At 73.0% G+C, this 21,756-nt stretch carries 23 protein-coding genes; 11 read left to right on the top strand and 12 right to left on the bottom strand.

What is annotated here, in order from left to right:
• Positions 1-95: 95 nt before the first annotated feature.
• Together ACFU74_RS08495 and trxA are read left to right on the top strand one after the other, a co-directional pair.
• Positions 96-545 (top strand): MerR family transcriptional regulator, encoded by a 450-nt coding sequence (locus ACFU74_RS08495; RefSeq protein WP_380753768.1) that lies wholly within the window; start codon positions 96-98, stop codon positions 543-545.
• A 3-nt stretch (positions 546-548) separates the two neighbouring features.
• Entirely contained in the window at positions 549-881 is a 333-nt protein-coding gene (trxA, locus tag ACFU74_RS08500) for a thioredoxin (protein WP_380753771.1), read from the top strand.
• A 27-nt stretch (positions 882-908) separates the two neighbouring features.
• Here the strand turns inward: trxA and ACFU74_RS08505 are convergent, their stop codons facing one another.
• Together ACFU74_RS08505 and ACFU74_RS08510 are read right to left on the bottom strand one after the other, a co-directional pair.
• Positions 909-1,706 carry an SURF1 family protein gene (locus ACFU74_RS08505; RefSeq protein WP_380753774.1) on the bottom strand — a complete coding sequence of 266 codons (798 nt, stop codon included), beginning with the start codon at positions 1,704-1,706 and terminating at the stop codon, positions 909-911.
• A gap of 31 nt (positions 1,707-1,737) precedes the next feature.
• On the bottom strand, positions 1,738-2,736 hold the full coding sequence (locus tag ACFU74_RS08510; protein ID WP_380753776.1) for a DEDDh family exonuclease: 999 nt from the start codon (positions 2,734-2,736) through the stop codon (positions 1,738-1,740).
• 183 nt (positions 2,737-2,919) lie between these two features.
• Here ACFU74_RS08510 and ACFU74_RS08515 point away from each other — a divergent pair, with 183 nt between their 5' ends.
• From ACFU74_RS08515 to moaA, 4 genes are all read left to right on the top strand, one after another.
• Entirely contained in the window at positions 2,920-3,963 is a 1,044-nt protein-coding gene (locus ACFU74_RS08515) for a zinc-dependent alcohol dehydrogenase family protein (RefSeq protein WP_380753778.1), read from the top strand.
• Between the two features lie 249 nt (positions 3,964-4,212).
• Positions 4,213-4,569 (top strand): DUF485 domain-containing protein, encoded by a 357-nt coding sequence (locus tag ACFU74_RS08520; protein WP_380753780.1) that lies wholly within the window; start codon positions 4,213-4,215, stop codon positions 4,567-4,569.
• The gene (locus ACFU74_RS08525; protein ID WP_380753782.1) at positions 4,566-6,176 is read left to right on the top strand and encodes a cation acetate symporter; all 1,611 of its coding nucleotides are present in this window, start codon (positions 4,566-4,568) and stop codon (positions 6,174-6,176) included. Before ACFU74_RS08520 ends, ACFU74_RS08525 begins: the two co-directional genes overlap by 4 nt.
• Positions 6,177-6,268: 92 nt before the next feature.
• Positions 6,269-7,258 (top strand): GTP 3',8-cyclase MoaA, encoded by a 990-nt coding sequence (moaA, locus tag ACFU74_RS08530; protein ID WP_380753784.1) that lies wholly within the window; start codon positions 6,269-6,271, stop codon positions 7,256-7,258.
• A 3-nt stretch (positions 7,259-7,261) separates the two neighbouring features.
• Here the strand turns inward: moaA and ACFU74_RS08535 are convergent, their stop codons facing one another.
• The 6 genes from ACFU74_RS08535 to ACFU74_RS08560 all read right to left on the bottom strand — a co-directional run bounded on the left by ACFU74_RS08535 (position 7,262) and on the right by ACFU74_RS08560 (position 13,127).
• Positions 7,262-7,510 carry a hypothetical protein gene (locus ACFU74_RS08535; RefSeq protein WP_380753786.1) on the bottom strand — a complete coding sequence of 83 codons (249 nt, stop codon included), beginning with the start codon at positions 7,508-7,510 and terminating at the stop codon, positions 7,262-7,264.
• Positions 7,511-7,777: 267 nt separating this feature from the next.
• Positions 7,778-8,167, bottom strand: a complete 390-nt coding sequence (locus ACFU74_RS08540) for a DUF3099 domain-containing protein (protein ID WP_380753788.1) — start codon at positions 8,165-8,167, stop codon at positions 7,778-7,780.
• 104 nt (positions 8,168-8,271) lie between these two features.
• Positions 8,272-8,838, bottom strand: a complete 567-nt coding sequence (locus ACFU74_RS08545; protein WP_380753791.1) for an RNA 2'-phosphotransferase — start codon at positions 8,836-8,838, stop codon at positions 8,272-8,274.
• A gap of 32 nt (positions 8,839-8,870) precedes the next feature.
• The gene (locus tag ACFU74_RS08550; RefSeq protein WP_380753794.1) at positions 8,871-10,277 is read right to left on the bottom strand and encodes a metallopeptidase TldD-related protein; all 1,407 of its coding nucleotides are present in this window, start codon (positions 10,275-10,277) and stop codon (positions 8,871-8,873) included.
• Entirely contained in the window at positions 10,277-11,836 is a 1,560-nt protein-coding gene (locus ACFU74_RS08555; RefSeq protein WP_380753827.1) for a TldD/PmbA family protein, read from the bottom strand. The genes ACFU74_RS08550 and ACFU74_RS08555 overlap by 1 nt, the downstream gene beginning before the upstream one ends.
• A gap of 145 nt (positions 11,837-11,981) precedes the next feature.
• The gene (locus tag ACFU74_RS08560) at positions 11,982-13,127 is read right to left on the bottom strand and encodes an MBL fold metallo-hydrolase (RefSeq protein WP_380753797.1); all 1,146 of its coding nucleotides are present in this window, start codon (positions 13,125-13,127) and stop codon (positions 11,982-11,984) included.
• Positions 13,128-13,503: 376 nt separating this feature from the next.
• On the opposite strand from ACFU74_RS08560, the gene fabG reads away from it, so the two are divergent.
• Both fabG and fabI read left to right on the top strand, forming a co-directional pair.
• Positions 13,504-14,223, top strand: a complete 720-nt coding sequence (gene fabG, locus ACFU74_RS08565) for a 3-oxoacyl-[acyl-carrier-protein] reductase (protein ID WP_380753800.1) — start codon at positions 13,504-13,506, stop codon at positions 14,221-14,223.
• Positions 14,224-14,226: 3 nt separating this feature from the next.
• Positions 14,227-14,994 (top strand): enoyl-ACP reductase FabI, encoded by a 768-nt coding sequence (gene fabI / locus ACFU74_RS08570; RefSeq protein ID WP_380753803.1) that lies wholly within the window; start codon positions 14,227-14,229, stop codon positions 14,992-14,994.
• Positions 14,995-15,064: 70 nt separating this feature from the next.
• On the opposite strand, the gene ACFU74_RS08575 is transcribed toward fabI, so the two are convergent.
• From ACFU74_RS08575 to ACFU74_RS08590, 4 genes are all read right to left on the bottom strand, one after another.
• Positions 15,065-16,120 carry a hypothetical protein gene (locus ACFU74_RS08575; protein ID WP_380753806.1) on the bottom strand — a complete coding sequence of 352 codons (1,056 nt, stop codon included), beginning with the start codon at positions 16,118-16,120 and terminating at the stop codon, positions 15,065-15,067.
• Positions 16,117-18,288, bottom strand: a complete 2,172-nt coding sequence (locus tag ACFU74_RS08580) for a DUF6571 family protein (protein WP_380753809.1) — start codon at positions 18,286-18,288, stop codon at positions 16,117-16,119. Before ACFU74_RS08580 ends, ACFU74_RS08575 begins: the two co-directional genes overlap by 4 nt.
• 4 nt (positions 18,289-18,292) lie before the next feature.
• Complete coding sequence (locus ACFU74_RS08585; RefSeq protein ID WP_380753812.1) at positions 18,293-18,577, bottom strand: hypothetical protein; 285 nt, start codon at positions 18,575-18,577, stop codon at positions 18,293-18,295.
• Between the two features lie 180 nt (positions 18,578-18,757).
• Positions 18,758-19,432, bottom strand: a complete 675-nt coding sequence (locus ACFU74_RS08590; RefSeq protein WP_380753815.1) for a FadR/GntR family transcriptional regulator — start codon at positions 19,430-19,432, stop codon at positions 18,758-18,760.
• 85 nt (positions 19,433-19,517) lie between these two features.
• Here ACFU74_RS08590 and ACFU74_RS08595 point away from each other — a divergent pair, with 85 nt between their 5' ends.
• From ACFU74_RS08595 to ACFU74_RS08605, 3 genes are all read left to right on the top strand, one after another.
• Positions 19,518-20,819 carry a CynX/NimT family MFS transporter gene (locus tag ACFU74_RS08595; RefSeq protein WP_380753818.1) on the top strand — a complete coding sequence of 434 codons (1,302 nt, stop codon included), beginning with the start codon at positions 19,518-19,520 and terminating at the stop codon, positions 20,817-20,819.
• 101 nt (positions 20,820-20,920) lie between these two features.
• Positions 20,921-21,043: an SGM_5486 family transporter-associated protein gene (locus tag ACFU74_RS08600; RefSeq protein WP_380753821.1), complete on the top strand. Its 123-nt coding sequence runs from the start codon at positions 20,921-20,923 to the stop codon at positions 21,041-21,043.
• A 111-nt stretch (positions 21,044-21,154) separates the two neighbouring features.
• Positions 21,155-21,682 (top strand): SixA phosphatase family protein, encoded by a 528-nt coding sequence (locus tag ACFU74_RS08605; RefSeq protein WP_380753824.1) that lies wholly within the window; start codon positions 21,155-21,157, stop codon positions 21,680-21,682.
• Positions 21,683-21,756 lie beyond the last annotated feature (74 nt).

Here is a 21,756-nt window from a genome sequence, read left to right on the forward strand (position 1 = left end):
CTCCGCCGCCCCGGCGCTGGCGTTGACGCCCGCGTCAAGGTCTACCGTCGTTCCCGGCGGCGTTCGAACGGCTGCCGGAAGGGCAGGGTCCGGACATGCGGATCGGTGAGCTGGCGAAGCGGGCGGGGACCACCACGAGGGCGTTGCGGTACTACGAGCAGCTCGGGCTGCTCCCGGCCCGCAGGGCCGGCAACGGCTACCGCGCGTACGGCGAGGAGGACGTGCGGCTGCTGCGGCAGATCCGCACCTTGCAGGACTTCGGCTTCGGCCTGGAGGAGACCAGGCCGTTCGTCGAGTGCCTGCAAGCGGGTCATCCCCACGGCGACTCCTGCCCGGCCTCGCTGGAGGTCTACCGGAGGAAGCTGTCCGAGCTGGACGAGTGCATCGCCCGGCTCCAGGAGGTCCGTACCCGGGTGTCCGAGCAGTACGCCCGGGCCGAGCGGGAGCGCGACGCGCTCGCCGCGGGGGCCGCCGCGGAGCCGCCGCAGTGCGAATGGGTCGCCGCACCGGCGGCCCTGGACCGGGACGAGTGGGAGAAGAGGTAGGCCATGGTGCGGATCGCAGGGGTGGCGGCGGTGACGGACGAGACCTTCGCCGCCGAGGTGCTGGCGGCCGAGGGGCCGGTGCTGGTGGACTTCACGGCCGACTGGTGCCCGCCGTGCCGCCAGATGGTGCCGGTGCTGGCGGAGATCGCCCGGGAGGAGGCGAACCGGCTGACCGTGGTCAGCCTGGACGTCGACCACAACCCGCAGACCCAGGCGGCGTACGGGGTGCTGTCGATGCCGACACTGATGGTGTTCCGCGGCGGCGAGCCGGTGAAGTCGGTGGTCGGCGCCCGGGCCAAGGCCCGGCTGCTGCGCGAGCTGGAGGACGTGCTCTGACGCCTCCGCCGACGGGCCGGGCGCGGCTCAGGCGGGGACGGCGACCGCGGGGCCCTCGGCCCCGGCGGCCTCCTTGCGGCGGTCCTTGGCCTCGCGCCGCGCCATCACCACGAACCCGACCGGGATCATCGCGGTGAACAGCCACCACTGGATCGCGTACGCCATGTGCGGGCCGATGTCGGAGTGGTTGGGCTCGGGCAGCAGCTCGGGCTGGTCGGCGGGGGAGGGCTCGGTGGCGGTGAGCTCCAGGTAGCCGCCGAGCAGCGCGGCGCCGCTCTCCTTGGTCTGCTGGGCGGTGCTGATCAGGTTGAACTGCCGGTCCGGCAGGCCGGCCCGGTCCTTGAGGCTGCCGGTGGCGGTCTCGTCGGCGCGCAGCCGGCCGGTCAGGGTGACCTGGCCGGCCGGTGCGGCGGGGACGGCAGGGTAGTCGGTGGCGGAGGTGCCGGAGGGCACCCAGCCGCGGTTGACCAGGACGGTCCCCCCGCCGTCGGCGAGCACCAGCGGGGTGACCACGAAGTAGCCGATCTTGTCCCCGCTGGAGTCGGTCCGCTTGCGGACCACGAACTCGTGCACCGGGTCGTACTCTCCGGCGGCCGTCACGGGGCGCCAGGTGAGGTCCTTGGGCACGGCGGACCCGGGTGCCGCCGACAGGGTGTCGTACGGCACGGGCTCGGCGGCGAGGGACCGGGCGACCAGCTCGTTGCGGTCCACCCGCGCCTCGTGGCGGTGCAGCTGCCAGAACCCCAGGCGGATGGTGGTGGGGATCAGCAGCAGGGCGATCAGCAGGGCGATCAGCCAGCGCCGGGAGAGCAGAAAACGGTACACACGGGCACCGTACGCCCTGCTCACAACCGCCTCACGCACCGGGGTGCGGGGCGACCTCGCGCAGCAGCTGGAGGAAGGCGTCCTCGCCGACCACCGGGGTGCCGACCTCGCGGGCCCTGCGGGCCTTGCCGCTCCAGCTGTCCGGTTCGTTGGTGACCAGCAGGCTGGTGAGCCGGCTCACCGAGGTGGCGATGTGCAGGCCCGCCTCGACCGCGCGGTCCTCCAGCAGCTCGCGGTCGGTGGCGGTGTCGCCGGTGATGGCCACCCGCATGCCCTGGACGAGCGGCCTGCCGTCCTGCCAGCGCCCGGGGTTCGGGTACGGGCACGGCGGGCGCTTCCTGGCCTGCCGGTAGGAGGCGCCGGTCCAGGAGGCGCGGGCGGGGGAGGCCGGCGCGTCCTCGCCGAGGTCGGTGACGGCCACGCACGCCTGCAACGGCAGCGGGACGCCCCCCGAGCGGGCCAGCGCCAGGCTGGGGCGGAACGCCTCGGCGAGCACCCGGGCGTCGTCCAGCGCGTTGTGCGCCTGGCGCTGGTGGACGCCGAAGTACTCGGCCAGCGAGGACAGCTTGCCGTTGGGCAGTGGCAGCCGCAGGTCGCGGGCCAGCACCATGGTGCAGAGCCGCTGCTCGACCGGGGCGTGCAGGCCGGCCCGGGAGAACTCGCGGGAGATCATGTTCCAGTCGAAGAGCGCGTTGTGGGCGACCATCACCCGGCCGCGCAGCCGCTCGGCGAACTCCTCGGCGATCTGCGGGAAGGTGGGCGCGTCGGCCAGCTGGTCGCCGGTGAGGCCGTGGATCCAGACCGGGCCGGGATCGCGCTCCGGGTTGACCAGGGTGTACCAGTGGTCGACGACGTCGCCGTCCTCGTCCAGTCGGTAGACGCCCGCCGAGATGACGCGGTCCGTGCGGCCGAGGCCGGTGGTCTCGACGTCGACCACCGCGAAACCGCCGGCGGGGGCGGCGGAGCGCTGGGCCGGGACCGCGGCGCTCCGCGGGGCCGCGCCGGGGGTCTCGGGTTGGATCGCGTACATGGTCCAACAGAATAAGGCCCTCCGCGGACCGCGGACGGCGGTTCGCCGAGGTCCGGGGTCGTCCGGAAGGTTGTCCGGGGCCGCCCGGAATAGAGTGGACGGTGCAGTCGTCGTACACCTGGTCGATTGTTCCCCGGTCGCCCGCGGCACCCCGGCGGGCACCTCTGCGAAGGACGAACCCTCATGCGCGCCACCGTCATCCACGGTCCCAGCGACATCCGGATCGAGGAGGTGCCGGACCCGGTCGTGCAGCAACCGACCGACGCGGTGGTGCGGGTGGTGAACGCCTGCATCTGCGGCAGCGACCTGTGGGCGTACCGCGGCGTCGCGTCGCGGGTGGCCGGGCAGCGGATCGGGCACGAGTTCCTCGGGGTGGTGGAGGAGACCGGCGCCGAGGTGCGCGGCGTGCGGCGGGGCGACCTGGTGGTGGCGCCGTTCGTCTGGTCCGACGGCACGTGTGATTTCTGTCGCGAGGGCCTGCAGACCTCCTGCCCGCACGGCGGCTTCTGGGGGCAGGTCGGCTCGGACGGCGGGCAGGGCGAGGCGGTGCGCGTCCCGTTCGCGGACGGCACCCTGGTGAAGCTGCCCAAGGAGGCGCAGGGCGACGAGAAGCTGCTGCCGGGGCTGCTGGCGCTCTCCGACGTGATGGCGACCGGGCACCACGCGGCGGTCTCGGCGCGGGTGCGGCCGGGCAGCACGGTGGCGGTGGTCGGCGACGGGGCGGTGGGCCTGTGCGGAGTGCTGGCCGCGAACCGGCTGGGCGCCGGCCGGATCATCGCCCTGGGCCGGCACGCCGCCCGGACCGACCTGGCCCGCCGGTTCGGCGCGACCGACGTGGTGGCGGAGCGCGGCGAGGCGGCGGTCGAGGCGGTCCGGGAGCTGACCGGCGGACTGGGCGCGCACTCCGTGCTGGAGGCGGTCGGCACCGAGGAGTCGATGCGCACCGCCGTGTCGATCGCCCGGGACGGCGGCGCGGTCGGCTACGTGGGCGTGCCGCACGGCGGCAGCGCGGGCGTCGACATCGGTCAGATGTTCGGCCGGAACGTTTCGCTGGGCGGCGGTGTGGCGCCGGCCCGCGCGTACATCCCCGAGCTGCTGCCGGACGTCCTGTCCGGCGCCATCGAGCCGGGCCTGGTCTTCGACCGCGTGGTGGACCTGGACGGCGTCCCGGACGGCTACCGGGCGATGGACGACCGTTCGGCCCTGAAGGTGCGGATCGCTTTCTGACGTACCGCTGTTGACGCACCGCCAGGGGTGGTCCGGCTCGCCGGGCCACCCCTCAAGTGTGCCCGGACAGGTGGTTTTCGGTCACTCGGTTGCGGCGAAGGGGTGAAGGTTTGGCTGATCACGGTCAAACTCTTTCGGGTGAAGCGAGGCCCTCCTAGCATGGCGCGGCGCGCATCAGGATTGTGACTTCGCTCACGTCCGATCGTTTCCACTGGTGCGACCGCTACGCCGAAGGAGTGAGGAGTCAGAGTGGAATCGCCGCCGATCACCACCACCCCCAGCGAAAACCAACTCATCGAGGAGAGCGCGGAGTTCCGCACCCTCCGGCGCTCGTTCCGGAACTTCGCGTTCCCGGTCACCATCGGCTTCGTGCTCTGGTACCTGCTCTACGTGCTGCTCTCCGGCTACGCGCCCGCGCTGATGGGCACCAAGGTCGTCGGGCACATCAACGTCGCCCTGGTGCTCGGGCTGCTGCAGTTCCTCACCACCTTCGCCATCGCCGCCTGGTACGCGCGCTACGCCGACCGGAGGATCGACCCGAGCGCGTCCGCGATCCGCGAGGCGCGCGGTGCGGTCGTCCACGGTCCCCGGGAGGCCACCGAATGAACCTGCTCGCCAGCTCCGCCACCGACCACCGCGGCCTCACCATGACCCTGTTCGGGGCCTTCGTGCTCGCCACCCTCGGCATCACCGTCTGGGCCGGCCGGCAGACCAAGGACGCCGCCGACTTCTACGCCGGCGGGCGCGCCTTCTCCGGCTTCCAGAACGGCCTCGCCATCTCCGGCGACTACATGTCCGCCGCGTCCTTCCTCGGCATCGCCGGGGCCATCGCGCTGTTCGGCTACGACGGCTTCCTCTACTCCATCGGCTTCCTGGTCGCCTGGCTGGTCGCGCTGCTGCTGGTCGCCGAACCCCTGCGCAACTCCGGCCGCTACACCATGGCCGACGTGCTGGCCTTCCGGATGCGCCAGCGCCCGGTGCGCACCGCCGCCGGCATCTCCACCATCGTGGTGTCGATCTTCTACCTGCTCGCCCAGATGGTCGGCGCCGGCAGCCTGGTCGCCCTGCTCCTCGGGGTCAGCGGCGACGCCGCCAAGCGGTGGACCATCGTCGCGGTCGGCGCGCTGATGGTCCTCTACGTCGCCATAGGGGGCATGAAGGGCACCACCTGGGTGCAGATCGTCAAGGCCGTACTGCTGATCGCCGGCACCGCGCTGATGACCGTACTGGTGCTGGCCAAGTACCACTTCAACCTCTCGACGCTGCTCGGCGCCGCCGCCGACGCCAGTGGCAAGGCCAACGCCTTCCTGGAACCGGGCCTGAAGTACGGGATCACCGGCACCAGCAAACTCGACTTCCTCAGCCTCGGCCTCGCCCTGGTGCTCGGCACCGCCGGCCTGCCGCACATCCTGGTCCGCTTCTACACGGTGCCCACCGCCAAGGCCGCCCGGAAGTCGGTGCTCTGGGCGATCGGCATCATCGGCGGCTTCTACCTGATGACCCTGGCGCTCGGCTTCGGCGCCGCCGCCCTGGTCGGCCCCAAGGCGATCAAGGCCGCCAACGCGGCCGGCAACACCGCCGCCCCGCAGCTCGCCGAGCAGCTCGGCGGCGGCCCGGGCACCACCGGCGGGGCGGTGCTGCTCGCGGTGATCTCCGCGGTCGCCTTCGCCACCATCCTCGCCGTCGTCGCCGGACTCACCCTGGCCTCCTCGGCCTCCTTCGCCCACGACCTCTACGCCAACGTCATCCGGCGCGGCAAGGTCTCCGAGCGTGAGGAGGTGCACGTCGCCAAGTGGGCCGCCGCCGGCATCGGCGCGGTCGCGATCGTGCTCAGCCTGTTCGCCGACAAGCTCAACGCCGCCGCCCTGGTCGCCCTGGCCTTCGCGGTGGCCGCCTCGGCGAACCTGCCCACCCTGCTGTACTCGCTGTTCTGGAAGCGGTTCACCACCACCGGCGCCGTCAGCTCCGTCTACGCCGGACTGCTCTCCTCGGTGCTGCTGGTGGTCTTCTCGCCGGTCGTCTCGGGCGCGAAGAACTCGCTCTTCCCGCACTCCGACTTCCACTGGTTCCCGCTGGAGAACCCCGGCCTGGTCTCCATCCCGGTCGGCTTCCTGGCCGGCTGGGTCGGCACCGTGCTCTCCCGCCACGAGGCCGACCCGGCGAAGTACGCTGAACTGGAGGTCCGCTCACTCACCGGGCTGGGCGCCCACTGACCGGCGGGTCATGACTAAGCTGGCCCGGCCCCGCCGTGACGGTGGCCGGGCCGGCCGCCTCCCGGCGGCACCTCACTCGGGAAGGGACCGCCGTGCTGCTCGACACCTTCGGCCGCCGAGCCGTCGACCTGCGGGTCTCCCTCACCGACCGGTGCAACCTGCGCTGCACCTACTGCATGCCGGAGGAGGGCCTGCAGTGGCTGGCCAAGCCGGAGCTGCTCACCGACGAGGAGATCGTGCGGCTGGTCACCCTCGCCGTGCGCGACCTCGGCGTCCAGGAGGTCCGCTTCACCGGCGGCGAGCCGCTGCTGCGCCCCGGGCTGATCGGCATCGTCGAGGCCTGCGCCGCGCTCGACCCGCGCCCCGAGCTCTCGCTCACCACCAACGGCATCGGCCTCGCCCGCACCGCGGCCGCGCTGCGCTCGGCCGGCCTGGACCGGGTCAACGTCTCGCTCGACACCCTCGACGAGTCCACCTTCCACACCCTCACCCGGCGCCACCGCCACCACGACGTGCTGGCCGGCCTGGCCGCCGCCGAGGACGCCGGGCTCACCCCGGTCAAGCTCAACGCGGTGCTGATGCGGGGGGTCAATGAGCACGAGGCGCCGGCGCTGCTCGCCTGGTGCCTGGAGCGCGGCTACGAACTGCGGTTCATCGAGCAGATGCCGCTGGACGCCCAGCACGGCTGGGACCGCTCCTCGATGATCACCGCCGAGGAGATCCTGGAGCGGCTGTCCGCCCGGTTCACCCTCGCCCCCGAGTCCTCCGCAGCCCGCGGCGCGGCCCCCGCCGAACGCTTCCTGGTGGACGGCGGCCCGGGCCGGGTCGGCGTGATCGCCTCGGTGACCCGCCCGTTCTGCCGCGCCTGCGACCGCACCCGGCTCACCGCCGACGGCCAGGTCCGCAACTGCCTCTTCGCCACCGGCGAGACCGACCTGCGCACGGCGCTGCGCTCCGGCGCCGACGACGCCGAACTGGCCGCGCTGTGGCGGGCCGCGATGTGGGGCAAGAAGGCCGGCGCCGGCATCGGCGAGCCGGACTTCCACCAGCCGTCCCGCCCGATGTCGGCCATCGGCGGCTGAGGCTCAGCCCTCGGCGGGGGGCTGGTCGGCGGGGGGCTGGTCGGCGAAGGGCAGGACCTCCTTGAGGAAGCCGCGCACGCCGAGGAACTGGGAGAGGTGCTCGCGGTGCTCCTCGCAGGCCAGCCAGGTCTTGCGGCGGTCCGGGGTGTGCAGCTTGGGGTTGTTCCAGACCAGCACCCAGACGGCGTCCGCGCGGCAGCCCTTTGCGGAGCAGATCGGGGTCTCCGGCTGGGGGGCGTCGGGCAGCAGCATCGGCGGTCGTCCTCGGAACGGTGGGGCGGGAGGTGTCACCGTCAGTGTGTCACGCACCGGGAGTCCGGAAGGAAGCGCGCATGGCGACGCCGGGCAGCCACGGGGGGAGCTGCCCGGCGTCGGTCCGTCGCTCCGACGGGGGATGCGGAGCGCGTACGCAGTATGTCACGGCATGGGGTGGGTATGGGGAGGTCTTGCATGATTAATCTGAGCTTCTTTTGAGCTTTCCGGCCCGGCAAGCGGTCGATAGTGGCTCAAAACGGACGGTCAGCTCCGGTCCTGTGAAGAATCGGTGGGCACACGCCCGGTCCCATCAGTACCCTGCGTCACATCCGCACCGCGCGGCCCGGCGCCACCGGGGCCCAGCATCAGCGGCGTGGTCGCCGGCACGTCGAACGTCGACGGCAGGCCCGGCGCCCGCTCCCGGCCCGCGTTGGCGAGCAGCACCGCGAAGTACGGCAGCAGCACCCCGCCCGCCAGCGCGGCGAAGGCCAGCCACCGCTGGACGTCCCACAGCACCACCGCGAGCAGCACGCAGGCCGTCCGCAGCAGCATCGAGGCCACGTACCGGCGCTGCCGGCCGCGGACGTCCTCGCTGAGGCTGCTGCGGGCCCCCGTGATCCGGTAGACCTGTCCGTCGCCGGCGCTCTTGCCCATGTCCCAAACCACCCTCGTCCACGCGCCCGCGCGCCTCGCCGCGCGGCCTTCTCACGGTACGCCGGGGGAGGGGAGCCGACGAGACCGGGGCCGCGGGCTTGCTCCTATTGGCCCTGTCGGCCCTGCGGGCCCTGGGAGAGGAACTCCGGCGGCACCGCGTCGGTCAGCCAGACCCCGTTGGCGCTCACCCGGAACTCGTGGCCCGCCGCCGCCATCGCGGCCGCGTCCACCAGGAGCAGCACCGGCCTGCCGTGCCGGGCGCCCACCCGGGTCGCCGTCTCGGCGTCCGCCGACAGGTGGACGTCCTGCCGGGCCATCGGGCGCAGGCCCTCCGCGAAGATCGCCGCCAGGCTCCGGGTCGCCGTGCCGTGGAACAGCACCGGCGGGGGCTCGGTGGCGGCCAGACCGAGGTCGACCGCCACCGTGTGCCCCTGGCTGGCCCGGATCGAGAGGCCGTCCGGCGAGTAGGCGAAGCGGCGCTTGTTGTTGGTCGCCACCACGTGGTCCAGCTCGGCCCTGGTCAGCCGGGTGCCCCGGGCCGCCAGCGCGCCGAGCAGGACGTCCACCCGGACCCAGCCGGCCGGGTCCAGGCTGATCCCCACCCGGCCCGGGTCGTGCCGCAGGATGCGCGACAGCATCTTGCTGGTCCTGACCGTGCGCTTCTCGTCCACGCCGTCCACCCCTTCCCCCCTCCGGCCTCCGGCTAGGAGGCCTGGCTGACCGAACTCATGTTGAACCCCGGGACCCGTACCGGCGGCATGGCCGTCCGGGTGAACCAGTCGCTCCACTCGCGCGGCAGGCAGCGCTCGGTGCGGCCGACCTCGGTGATCCGGCCGAGCAGCTCCACCGGCGACTCGTTGAAGCGGAAGTTGTTGACCGCCCCGACCACCTCGCCGTTCTCCACCAGGTAGACGCCGTCCCGGGTGAGGCCGGTCAGCAGCAGGCGCGCCGGGTCCACCTCGCGGATGTACCAGAGGCAGGTGAGCAGCAGACCGCGCTCGGTCCGGGCGATCATCTCCTCCAGGGTCGGCGCCGCCTCCTGGTCGGAGGTCTCCAGGACGAGGTTGTCGACCGCCGGGCGCACCGGCAGTCCGCCCAGGGCGGCCGAGTGCCGGTTGGTGACCAGGCCGGACAGCTCGCCGTCGCGGATCCAGTCGGTGGCGGCCAGCGGCAGGCCGTTGTCGAACACCGAGGCCTCGTCCTCGCTGGCGTGCGCCAGCACGAACGGCGCGGACTCCAGCCCCGGCTCGCGCGGGTCGGAGCGCAGCGTCAGCGGCAGTCCGGCCAGCTCGTCGCCGATCCGGGTGCCCCCTCCGGGCCTGGAGAACACCGTCCGGCCCTCGAAGGCGTCCCGTCCGCCGGCCGACCAGGTCAGGTACACCATGAGGTCGGCGACGGCGGACGGCGGCAGCAGCGTCTCGTAGCGGCCGGCCGGCAGGTCGATCCGGCGCCGGCCCCAGCCGAGCCGCCGGGTGGCCTCGGCGTGCAGGGCGGTGACGTCGACGTCGGAGAAGTCCTGGGTGGCGGCGCCGGTCCAGGCCGAGCCGGACAGGTCGGCGGTCTTGGCGTTCAGCTCGACCATGCCGGTCGGCTGGTCGTGGCGCAGCCGCAGGCCGGTGGAGGTGCCCAGGTAGCTGGTGACCATCTCGTGCCGGGCGAAGCCGTACAGCAGCTCGCCCTGCTCGGCGGCGCGGGCGAAGGCCCGGCCGAGGGCCGGTCCGAACTCCTCGAACACGGCGATCGAGGTCTCCGCGGGCGGCTGGGTGAAGTGCGGCGAGTTCGGCTGCTCGGCGGCGGTGACCAGCGGCTGCGCGTCCTCGGCCGGACCGGCCGCGCGGGCGGCCTCCTCGGCGGCGCGGACCAGCTCCGCCACGTCGTCCGGCCCGACGGCCTCGCGGGAGACCACGCCGGAGGCGGTGCCCTCGGCGCCGGCCACCGTGGCGATCACGGTGAGCCGGCGGCCCCGGGTGACGCCGTTGGTGGTGAGCGCGTTGCCGGCCCACCGCAGGTTGGCGGTCGACTCCTCGTCGGCGATCACCACGCAGCCGTCGGCGCGGGAGAGGCCGAGCGCCAGCTCGACGAGTTCGTGGGGCTGCGTCGTCGCGGTCATCAGTGACCCGCCTCCTGCTGGGTGTTGAGCACGTTGACGTTGCGGAACAGCGCCGAGGGGCAGCCGTGGCTGACCGCGGCGACCTGGCCGGGCTGCGCCTTGCCGCAGTTGAACGCGCCGCCCAGCACGTAGGTCTGCGGGCCGCCGACGGCGGCCATCGAGCCCCAGAAGTCGGTGGTGGTCGCCTGGTAGGCGAAGTCCTTCACCTGGCCGGCGAGTTCGCCGTTCCTGATGGCGTAGGCGCGCTGCCCGGTGAACTGGAAGTTGTACCTCTGCATATCGATCGACCACGAACGGTCTCCGACGATGTAGAGGCCGTTCTCGACGCCCGCGAACAGGCCCTCGGTGGACGGGCCGTCCTCGGCCGGCTGGAGCGAGACATTGGCCATCCGCTGAACCGGGACGTGCGCGGGGGAGTCGGCGAAGGCGCAGCCGTTGGAGCGCTCGAAGCCCTTGAGCCTCGCCATCGCGCGGTCGAGCTGGTAGCCGACCAGGACGCCGTCCTTGACCAGGTCCCAGGACTGCGCGGCCACCCCCTCGTCGTCGTAGCCGACGGTGGACAGGCCGTGCTCGGCGGTGCGGTCGCCGGTGACGTGCATCAGCTCGGAGCCGTACTTCAGCGAGCCCAGCTTGTCGAAGGTGGCGAAGGAGGTGCCGGCGTAGGCGGCCTCGTAGCCGAGCGCGCGGTCCAGCTCGGTGGCGTGGCCGATCGACTCGTGGATGGTCAGCCAGAGGTTGGACGGGTCGATCACCAGGTCGTAGCGGCCGGCCTCGACGCTCGGCGCCTTCATCTTCTCGGCCAGCAGGACCGGCAGTTCGGCGAGCTCGGCGTCCCAGTCCCAGCCGCTGCCGGTGCCCGTCAGATATTCCCAGCCGCGCCCGGCCGGCGGCGCCAGGGTGCGCATCGAGTCGAAGGCGCCGGTGCGCCCGTCCACGGAGGTGGCCTCCAGCACCGGGTGCAGCCGGATCCGCTGCTGCGTGGTGACGGTGCCGGCGGTGTCCGCGTAGAACTTGTTCTCCTGGACGGTCAGCAGGGTCGCCTGGACGTGCGAGACGCCCTCGGCGGCCAGCAGCCGGCCGCTCCACTCGGCGAGCAGCGCCGTCTTCTCGGCGTCCGGCACCTCGAAGGGGTTCACCTCGTACGCGGAGATCCAGGTGGCGTCCCGGTGCACCGGCTCGTCGGCCAGCTCGACCCGCTCCGCCGAGCCCGCCGCGCGGCTGATCCCGCCGGACAGCCGGGCCACCGCGACGGCCTGCGCCGCCACCGAGGCGGCGGCCTGCGGGGTGAGGTCCACCCCGGCGGCGAAGCCCCAGGCGCCGTCCAGCAGCACCCGGACGGCGAAGCCGAGCTGGACGCTGTCGGAGGTGCCGGACGGGCGGGCGTCGCGCAGCCGCCAGGAGGCGCTGCGGACCCGCTCCAGGCGGAAGTCGGCGTGCGCGGCGCCGAGTTCGCGGGCCCGGGTGAGGGCGGCGTCGGCCAGCGCGTGCAGCGGGTAGGCGAGGAAGAGCGGGTCGACGGCGCGCGGGGCGCCGGCGGGCGGCGTGCTGGTCGGGGGCAGCGGAGGCAATCGGGCTCCCTGGTCGGGCGGACGGCGGCTCGGGCGCCCCGGGTGCGTGCAGGTGTCGCCACAGGGGTTCCCGAACCGCATCATTGCCCGTCAAAGGGGTTTCGGCCAGCGCATTTCCGGTGCGGCGGCCGGCCGGCTACCCGACGCCCTCCCACCAGCCGTCCAGCTCCGGCGGGTTGTCGACGTCCACCCGCTCGCCGGGGCGCGGGACGGCCAGCCGCACGCCGTGCTCCTTCGCCGCCACCAGCAGCCGCTCGACCGGCTCGGACCACGGGTGCAGGCCCAGGTTGAAGGTGCACCAGTGGACCGGCAGCAGCAGTTCGGCGTTCAGCTCCCGGTGGGCGAGGACGGCGTCCTCGGGCGTCATGTGGATGTCCGCCCAGGCCGGGTCGTAGGCGCCGACCTGGACCAGCGCGGCGTCGAACGGGCCGTGCTCGGCGCCGATCCGGGCGTAGCCCTCGAAGTAGCCAGAGTCGCCGGTGTAGTAGACCTTGCGGCTCGGCCCGGCGACCACCCAGGAGCCCCACAGGGTGGTGTTGCGGGTCAGGCCGCGGCCTGAGAAGTGGTGGGCGGCGGTCAGGGTGAGCGCCAGGTCGCCGAGCGTGCAGGTCTCGTCCCAGTCCAGCTCGATGATCCGGTGCTCGGGGACGCCCCAGCGGCGCAGGTGGGCGCCGATGCCGAGCGGCACCGCGAACGGCGCGGACTGGCTGTGCACCAGCCGCCGGACCGTCGCCATGTCCAGGTGGTCGTAGTGGTCGTGCGAGATGAGCACCGCGTCCACCTGCGGCAGCTCCTCCAGCTCCACCGGTACCGGGTGCAGCCGGCGCGGGCCGACCTGGGCGGCGGGGGAGCAGCGCTCGCTCCAGACCGGGTCGAGCAGCACCCGCGAGCCCTCGATCTCGACCAGCGCCGAGGCGTGCCCGTACCAGGTGACCGCCACGCCCTCGGCCGCCGCCCCGGCGCCGTCGGGCGGGCGGACGACCGGCACCGCGCCGTTCGGCATGCGGTCGGCGCGCTGGAACAGCGCCCGGCGCACCGTCTCCGGGTCGATGCCGGACGGTGCGGCCGCCCGGGCCAGCTTGGAGGGGGCGTTGTGGAAGACGCCGTCGCGGTACTGCGGGGAGTTGCGCAGCCGCTCCTCCCGCTCGCCGTCCGGCCGGCGTCCGAACGCCGCCGGGAGATCGCGCAGCGCCCAGGCGACCGCTCCCGCGCCGGCCGCCAGTGCGGCCAGGGCCGCCAGTCGTCCGCGCCGTTGGGTGGTCCCGGCCCGTGCCTCGCTCATTGCGCGCTTCGCCTCCGCTCGTCACCGGGGCCCGGTGTCCGGCTGCGGGCCGTCGTCGGCCCCGGTGCGGCGGCCCCGGCCTCGTGCCGCACCAGGGGGCACAACGGGCGTGCCCCGCCGCCGGGTTCCCCGGAGGGGCCGCTCATCGGAAACGACAACCCGGCGCGGGGCGGTGGGCGAATCGCGCGAAATCCGGCCGGACGCGGATTGTCGGGTACCCACAGTTCCTCCGCTGCGGCGCTGTGGGAGCCCGATTCGCCGCGGCGCCGGAACGACCGATAGCGTCACACCGCGTACATCGTTACGGCGTACGTCGACATCACGGAGTGGTACGCGGGCATCACGGCGTGCGCACACAACGGAGAGAGGTGGATCGTTGAGCCGCTCGGTTCTCGTCACCGGAGGCAACCGGGGCATCGGCCTCGCGATCGCCCAGGCCTTCGCCGAGGCGGGCGACAAGGTCGCCATCACCAGCCGGTCGGGTGAGGTGCCCGAGCAGCTGGCCAAGTACGACGTGCTCGCGGTGCGCTGCGACATCACCGACAGCGCCCAGGTGGACGCCGCGCTGACCGAGGTCGAGGCCGCGCACGGCGCCGTCGAGGTGCTGGTCGCCAACGCCGGGATCACCAACGACACCCTGCTGCTGCGGATGTCGGAGGAGGCCTTCACGTCCGTGCTGGACACCAACCTCACCGGCACCTTCCGCGTGGTGAAGCGCGCGTCCAAGCTGATGATGCGCGCCCGCAAGGGCCGGATCGTGCTGATCTCCTCGGTCGTCGGCCTCTCCGGCTCCCCGGGCCAGGCCAACTACGCCGCGTCCAAGGCGGGCCTGGTCGGCTTCGCCCGGTCGCTGGCCCGCGAGCTGGGCCCGCGCAACATCACCGTCAACGTGGTCGCCCCCGGCTTCGTGGACACCGACATGACCGCGGTGCTCAGCGAGGAGCGCCGCGCGGAGATCGTCGCCGACGTGCCGCTGGGCCGTTACGCGGCGCCCGCCGAGGTCGCTTCCACCGTGCGGTTCCTCGGTTCGGACGAGGCCGCGTACATCACCGGAGCCGTCATTCCCGTCGACGGCGGATTGGGCATGGGTCACTGAGTCATGAGCGGAATCCTTGAGGGCAAGCGCATCCTGATCACCGGTGTGCTGATGGAGTCCTCCATCGCCTTCCACACCGCCAAGCTGGCCCAGGAGCAGGGCGCCGAGGTCATCCTGACCGCCTTCCCGCGGCCGAGCCTGACCGAGCGCATCGCCAAGAAGCTGCCGAACCCGGTCCAGGTCCTGGAGCTGGACGTCTCCAGCGAGGAGCAGCTGGCCGGCATCGCCGACAAGGTGCGCGAGCACCTGCCGAGCCTGGACGGCGTCGTCCACTCGATCGGCTTCGCCCCGCAGGACGCCCTGGGCGGCAACTTCCTGAACACGCCGTGGGAGTCCGTGGCCACCGCCATGCACGTCTCGGCGTACTCGCTGAAGTCGCTGACCATGGCGCTGCTGCCGCTGATGCGCGACGGCGGCGCGGTCGTCGGCCTCACCTTCGACGCGCAGTTCGCCTGGCCGCAGTACGACTGGATGGGCCCGGCGAAGGCCGCCCTGGAGTCCACCAACCGCTACCTGGCGCGCTACCTGGGCGAGCGGGACATCCGCTGCAACCTGGTCTCGGCCGGCCCGCTCGCCTCGATGGCCGCCAAGTCCATCCCGGGCTTCCCCGACCTGGCCGCCACCTGGGACACCCGCTCCCCGCTGAAGTGGGACCTGAGCGACCCGGAGCCGGCCGGCCGCGGCGTCGTCGCCCTGCTGTCGGACTGGTTCCCGAAGACCACCGGCGAGATCGTCCACGTCGACGGCGGCCTGCACGCCATCGGCGCCTGACGCCTCCCGCGCACGCCGCTGCCCGGCACCCCTCTTCCTTCGGAGGGGGTGCCGGGCAGCGGCGTCGGTCCTACTGGGGCGCGACCGGCTCGCAGCCGCGCTGCGCGGCCACCGCGTTGACCCAGGAGGTGAACAGGGGTGTGCTGAAGGCCGACTTGTCGCTGGGGGCGACGAATTCGTCCCGTCCGGACAGGTGGAGGAACAGGTCGTCCTTCCCGCACTCCGCGTGGACGGCACCGTTCGAGCCCGCGCCCCGCCAGCCTGCCGGCAGGGGGGCGTCCAGCGTCGCCCGCTGGGCGACGAAGGCCGGGTATCGCGTGTCAGTGGTGACGGTGAATCGGATGGCGGGCTCGCTCATGATCTGGCTGTAGACCCAGCAGGACTGCAGCGGCGCCGTCGGGTCGCTGACCCGCTGGGCCAGTTCCTGACTGTTCTCGCCGGTGCCCACGCCCGGCAGGTGGCAGAGCTGCCCGTCGGTCGCGAGCTCGACGGCCGGGCCGGGGGCCGTGAGGTGCATGTCCGGGACGTCGCCGGAGCCACAGCCGGACGACTTGGCGAGCGCCGCGCCGAAGTCGGCGGCGAGCCGGGCCAGGGCGGAGCGGGCCTCCTGGTCCGGAGTCTCCTTGGACGGGTTGTCCTGCCACATGAGGTCGCGTTTGCCGCGGTGACGCACATCGGCGCTGAGGATGTCGGCGTCCCGGTCCGGGAAGGCCTCCGACGCGCTGTCCGAGGGCTTTCGGCAGCCCGACGGCAGTACCAGCCAGCCGGTGTCGTTGGCGAAGGCGCCGAGCGGACCCCGGTCCGGCTGCGACATCGCGGGGTCGACGAGACTGCGCTCGTCGGAGCGGGCGACGCCGTGTGTCTGCAGAGTGAGGTCGGCGCCGTCTCTCACCTTGATCACGCAACGGCCCTCCGGCTCGGCGCGGTCCTTCGCCAGGCGGCTCTGCACGACCTCGATCCTGCCGTCACCCAGGACCTGCTGGACGTCCTTCGTCGCGACGGCGCCGTCGCAGAGGCGGTCCGGGAGGAACAGGTTGGTGTAGCGCCAGGTCGCGAAGCCGCCGGCCCCCAGCACGAGGACGAGGGCGGCGGCCATGAGCATCCAGGCACGCCGGGAGAGCTTCACTTCTGGCCGTTCCGTCCGAGGGCGCTCATCGCGTTCGCGTGGCCGGTGGTGTGACCGGTGCCCATCTCCTGGTTGACCACGTTGGCCGCCCCGGGGCTCGTGTGTGTCGCTTCGCCCCAGCCGGCCGCCATGACCTTGCCCTGGGTCAGCGCGGCGTAGTGGGCGTCGGCGGACTTGGAGTTGCCCGCGTTCTGGGCATCCTCCTTGATGTTGTCGGTCCACTCGGAGATGCCCAGGTCGACGAGCCCGCCCGCGAGGTCACCGACCTCCGGGATGAACCCGGTCACGCTGCCGTTCACCGTGGAGGCGAACTCACCGGTCTTCTCGGCCCACTCCATCCGGTCGTCCTTCTCGTCCAGGATGACGGAGGTCCGGATCGCGTCGTAGGCCCCGAGGGCCGTTCCGACCTGCCGCGCCGGGATGTCCCGCTCCTCCGCGGCGTGCTGCGGATCGGCCGGGAGGACGGCCAAGGCCTCGGCCGCCTTGGCCCGTTCGGCGGCGTACAGCGTGGCGTAGGCCTCCGGGTCGTCGGAGACGCCGCGCATGACCCGGATGATGTGGTCGGAGCTGCCGCCGAGGTGGCCCTCGCCGTTCTTCTCCCAGGCGCCGTCGTGCTGGACGGTGGAAACGTCCTCGCTGAGTATCAGGTGCGTGTCGTCGACGTAGTCCGACAACGCGTTGGCGATCGGCTTCTTCAGGTCGTCGTGCACGTTCTCCGCGCCCTTGCCCTCGGCGTCCAGCGCGTCGATCACGCCCTGCATGACCCGTGCCTGCGCCGGGGTGTGCGGGCCGCCGTTGTGGCTGCCCTCGCCGGGGACGTCGCCGGTGGCGGCGGCCTCCAGGGCGGCGGCGAGGCCGGCCTGGTGGGTGGACTTGTCGATGATCGGCGGGCCGTACAGCGTGTTGACGTACGAGGTGGGCCACTCGCGGTCGCGCAGCAGGTACTTGAGGCGGTCGTCGGCCCCCGGCCCCTTGGGGTCGAGGAACTGGGTGGCGGCCTCCGGGTTCTGGCCCATCAGCTTGAGCACGCCGTCCACGGGGTCGTACACCAGGTCCGGACGCGGGCCGTTGAACTGGTGCGAGGACCAGCGGTTCTCGTCGTCGCGCTCGGCCTTGAGGATGTCGGTGCCGAGGTCGTTCAGGAACTGCGAGCCGTAGCCGGCGTTGCCCTTCTGCAGCAGGGTGGTGAGCGTCTGGTAGCCGTAGATCGGCTCGCTCCTGCCGCCGAAGTGGCGCTCGTTGACGTTCTTGACGCCGGCTTCCTGCAGGCCCTTGCGGAAGTCCTGGTAGAACGTGCCGCCGGTGTCCCGGGTGGCGCCGCCGATGGTGTTGGCGAGGTTGGTCTGCAACTCGCCGTACTCGCCCTTGTTCCTGCCGTCCCGGTCGTTGATCCGGACCTGGAGCTCGTCGGCGAGCAGCAGGGTGCCCTGCGGGCCGAGCGCGTTGAGCAGGGTCTGGCCGTAGACCGGGCTGCCGGAGTTGGCCTTCATCAGGTTGTTGAGCTCGGCGAGCTCCTCCGGCGTGAGGGTCTTGCCGTCCTTGAGCCGGGAGGCGAGCTCGGCGGCCCGCCTGCCGTCGGCCTGGTCGCCGCCGCCGACGGCCTGGCCGTTGAACTCGTTCACCAGGTCGCCGACCTTGGCGGCGCGGCGCAGCTGGAGGGCGGCCCGCTGGTCGGCGGCCGTCGCCTCCTCCACGTGGATCCTGATCTGCTGCGCCCACTTGCCGGCGGCCTCGCCGCGCTCGCGCTGGTAGTCCGGCTCGTGGTGGTAGGCGGAGCGGGTGGCCGGGTCGAGGGCGGCGACGTCGAACATCACGGCGCCGGTGCCGGTCACCTTCATGCCGTCGGCCCGGGCGTCCGCGACGGTCTGCTTCAGCTTCTTCTGCGCCGCCTCGAAGTCGTTCTTGGCGTCGGTGATGATCGAGGCGACGGCCTTGGCCTCGGTCTGCGCGTCGATGCTCTGCTGGCGGGTCCGGTTGACGTGGGCGTTGGCGGCGAACGCGGTGGAGCCCAGCCACAGGCCCTGGTTGCCGGTGACCGAGAGCACCTCGTTCTCCAGCCGGTGCTGGACCAGTTGGTACTTGCGGGCCATCTCCGTCCAGTCGGCGGCGGCCTTGGCCATCGCCGACGGGTCGGCCTTCATGACGTCCTCGAAACCGAGCAGGCTCATGCGCTCACGCCTTCCCGGTGAACGACGTGGCGATGCCGTGCTCGACGTTCAGGTAGTTGGTGTGGGTCTGGCGCATCATCCCGGCCTCCTGGTTGATCCGGCCGTTGAGCTGCGACACCTGCTCGTGCCACTCCTTGAGCGCTCCTCGCAGCGCCGAAGCGGTGTCCCAGCCACTCAGCTTCCCGGCCGCCGCCTCCGTCGACTCGTCGGCGGCCTTCCCGGCCGCGGTGCTGTCGTCGGCGATGCCGTCGAGCGCGGTGGCCGCCTTGTCGAGAGCCTGCGTCGACACCTTCGTCGGCCCCCCGCGACCCGGCCCCCGGCCCGGCTTCAGATCCGGATCCGCCATCACTTCTCCCCGTCGTGTCCACACCCGGCCGAAGCCCGACCGCCCGCGAATTTGCACGGGACGTTAGCACGTCAAAACCGCCCTCCCGCAAGGCGAGAGGGCTCTGCCCGGGTGCCGGGCGGGTCAGGCGGCGGAGGTGTTGCAGGCGCCGATGGCGCGGCCGGCTTCGTGGGAGGCGCGCTGGGGGTCGCGGGCGCGGATGGCGTGGACGATCTCGTCGTGGCCGAGGTAGCGCTCGGCGATGAGTTCGGGGCCGACGTCGTGGCGCAGGTGGGCGCGGGTGACCTCGCCGAGGTCGGCGTAGAGGGCGGCGAGGACGTCGTTGTGGGCGGCGGCGACGACGGCCTGGTGGAAGGCGGCGTCGGCCTGGACGAAGTCCTCGGCGTCGCCGGAGCGCCAGGCGTCCTCGCGGCGGGCCAGGGCGGCGTCGATGAGGGCGAGGTCGCGGTCGGTGCGGCGGGTGGCGGCGAGGCCGGCGGCGGAGGTCTCCAGGGTGACCCGCAGTTCGGCGACCTGGGCGCGGTCGGCGTCGGCGAAGCGGCGGTGCATCACGCCGGCGAGCTCGCTGGTGGCCAGGACGTAGGTGCCGGAGCCCTGGCGGATGTCGAGCAGACCGTTGTGGGCGAGCGCGCGGACGGCCTCGCGCACCGTGTTCCTGGCCACACCGAGCTGTTCGACGAGGGCGGCCTCGGTGGGGATGCGCGAGCCGACCGCCCACTCGCCGGAGGTGATCTGGGCGCGCAACTGGGCGATCACCTGGTCGGACAGCGGGGTGCGCCTCGGCGAGGACAGCGCCACGGGGGACTCCTTGGGTCGGACGGGTCGGGCCATCATGCCAATTCACGGGTGCGCTAATTCATCCCATCATTCTATGATGGCCCGCATGTCGTCCGCAGCAGACACCGCAGATCCCGCCAACGCCCCCGCCCCGGCGCAGGCCCGGCCGCAGACCGGGCGGCCCTCCCCGGCCGGCCGCCGCTCCCTCGGCTGGCTGTTCGCCCTCGCGATCGCCGCCGCCGCTTTCAACCTCCGGCCCGTGGTCACCAGCCTCGGGCCGCTGCTGGACCAGGTCCGCGCCGACCTCGGGATGAGCCCGACGGTGGCCGGCCTGCTCACCGCCGTCCCCTCGCTCTGTTTCGCCCTGTTCGGCTTCGCCGCGCCCGGCCTGGCGCGCCGGCTCGGTCCGGTCGCCGTGGTCGCCGCGGGCATGGGCGCGATCACCGCGGGCGTGCTGGCCCGCTCCTTCGCCGGCGGCACGGCCGTCTTCCTGCTGCTGACCTCGCTGGCGCTGGCCGGCGTCGCGGTCGCCAACGTGCTGATCCCGGTGGTGATCAAGCGCTACTTCCCGGAGAAGGTCGGGCCGATGATCGGCCTGTACTCGATGGCGCTGTCGGCCGGCACCGCGCTGGCCGCGGCCGTCACCGTCCCGCTGACCAGCGCGCTCGGCGGGGACTGGCGGCTCGGCCTCGGGGTGTGGGCCGCGCTCGGCGCCCTCGCCCTGCTGCTCTGGATCCCGGCGCTGCTCACCCGGCGCCAGGGGGCCGGCGGGCCGTCGCAGGGCCAGGATGCCGGGGTGAAGCTGCCGATCACCCGCAGCCGCACCGCCTGGGCGCTGGCCTGCTTCTTCGGCTGCCAGGCCACCGGCGCGTACGTGGTGATGGGCTGGCTGCCGAAGATCTTCCAGGACGCCGGCGTCTCCGAGGGCACCTCCGGCGTGCTGCTGGCGCTGACCATGGTGATCGGCGTGCCGGTCTCCTTCGTGCTGCCCAACCTGGCCGCCCGCCGCGGCGACCAGCGGCTGTTCGTGGTGGTGCTGGCCTCCTTCGGCATCGCCGGCTACCTCGGCCTGGCGTTCGCCCCGGCCGGCGCGCCGTGGCTGTGGGCGGTCCTGGTGGGCCTGTCCAACTGCGCCTTCCCGCTGGTGCTGACCATGATCGGCCTGCGCGCCAGGACGGCCGGCGGGGTGGCCCAGCTGTCGGCCTTCGCCCAGGGCGTCGGCTACCTGATCTCCATCCCGGGCCCGATCCTGATCGGCCGGCTCTACCAGGCGACCGGCGAGTGGTACCTGCCGCTGGGCTTCCTGGCGCTGCTGCTGGTGCCGCAGATGCTGTTCGGCCTGCGGGCGGCCCGGGCCCGGCACATCGAGGACGAGGCCGTTCCGGTGCAGGCCGCGGCCGCGGCCTGACGGAGAGGCCCGGCGGAGCGGCCCGACGGAGGGAGCGGACGCAGCGGCCGGACGGCGGGGCCGGTGGTGGACGGGCGTGTTCGGGATGGGAGAATCCGGGCATGCCCGTTCTCGAACCGAACCCCACCGACGGCCACAAGAAGCTCGGCCAGATCGCCGCGATCATCGGCGGCATCGTCGTCCTGCTGATCATCGTCGCGAGCGTCGCCCAGAACCTGGGCTGACGGCGGGGCGCCTCCCGGCGGACCGCGCACGACGGCACCGCCCGCCCCTCCGGGTGGCGGCATCGGGCAGCACCGCGCTCCCGGCCGGCTTTTCTGCCAAGCTTGCTGGGTATGAGCGCCGACACGCCCCGCAGGATCATCGTTCTCCGCCACGCCAAGGCCGACTGGCCGAACGGCGTCGACGACCACGAGCGGCCGCTGGCCGACCGGGGCCGCCACCAGGCCCCGGAGGCCGGCCGCTGGCTCGCCGACTCCGGCATCAACCCCGACTACGTGCTCTGCTCCGACGCCCTGCGCACCCGGGAGACGTGGAAGCTCGCCGCGCACGAGCTGCCGAAGCGCTCGCGCAGGACCGTCTACGAGCCGCGGGTCTACGAGGCCACCCCGGGCGAGATCATCACCGTCCTCCAGGAGACCCCGGAGGAGTACGCCGACCTGGTCCTGGTCGGCCACAACCCCGGAGTGCTCGGCCTGACCCAGGTGCTGGCCGGCGACGAGGGCGACCGGGAGGCGCTGGAGCGGCTGCGGCTCGGCGGCTTCCCGACCGCCGCGATCGCGGTGCTGAGCTTCTCCGGCTCCTGGAAGGGCGTCGAGCCGGGCGTGGCCGAGCTGGTCTCGTACTTCACGCCGTCGGAGTGAGCGGGCGCGGCCCGGGCGGATGACCCGCCCGAACGGCTGAGGGGCGTGCGGACCAGGTCCGCACGCCCCTCAGC

It is taken from the genome of Kitasatospora sp. NPDC057500 (assembly GCF_042802195.1).
Taxonomy (GTDB): Bacteria; Actinomycetota; Actinomycetes; order Streptomycetales; family Streptomycetaceae; genus Kitasatospora.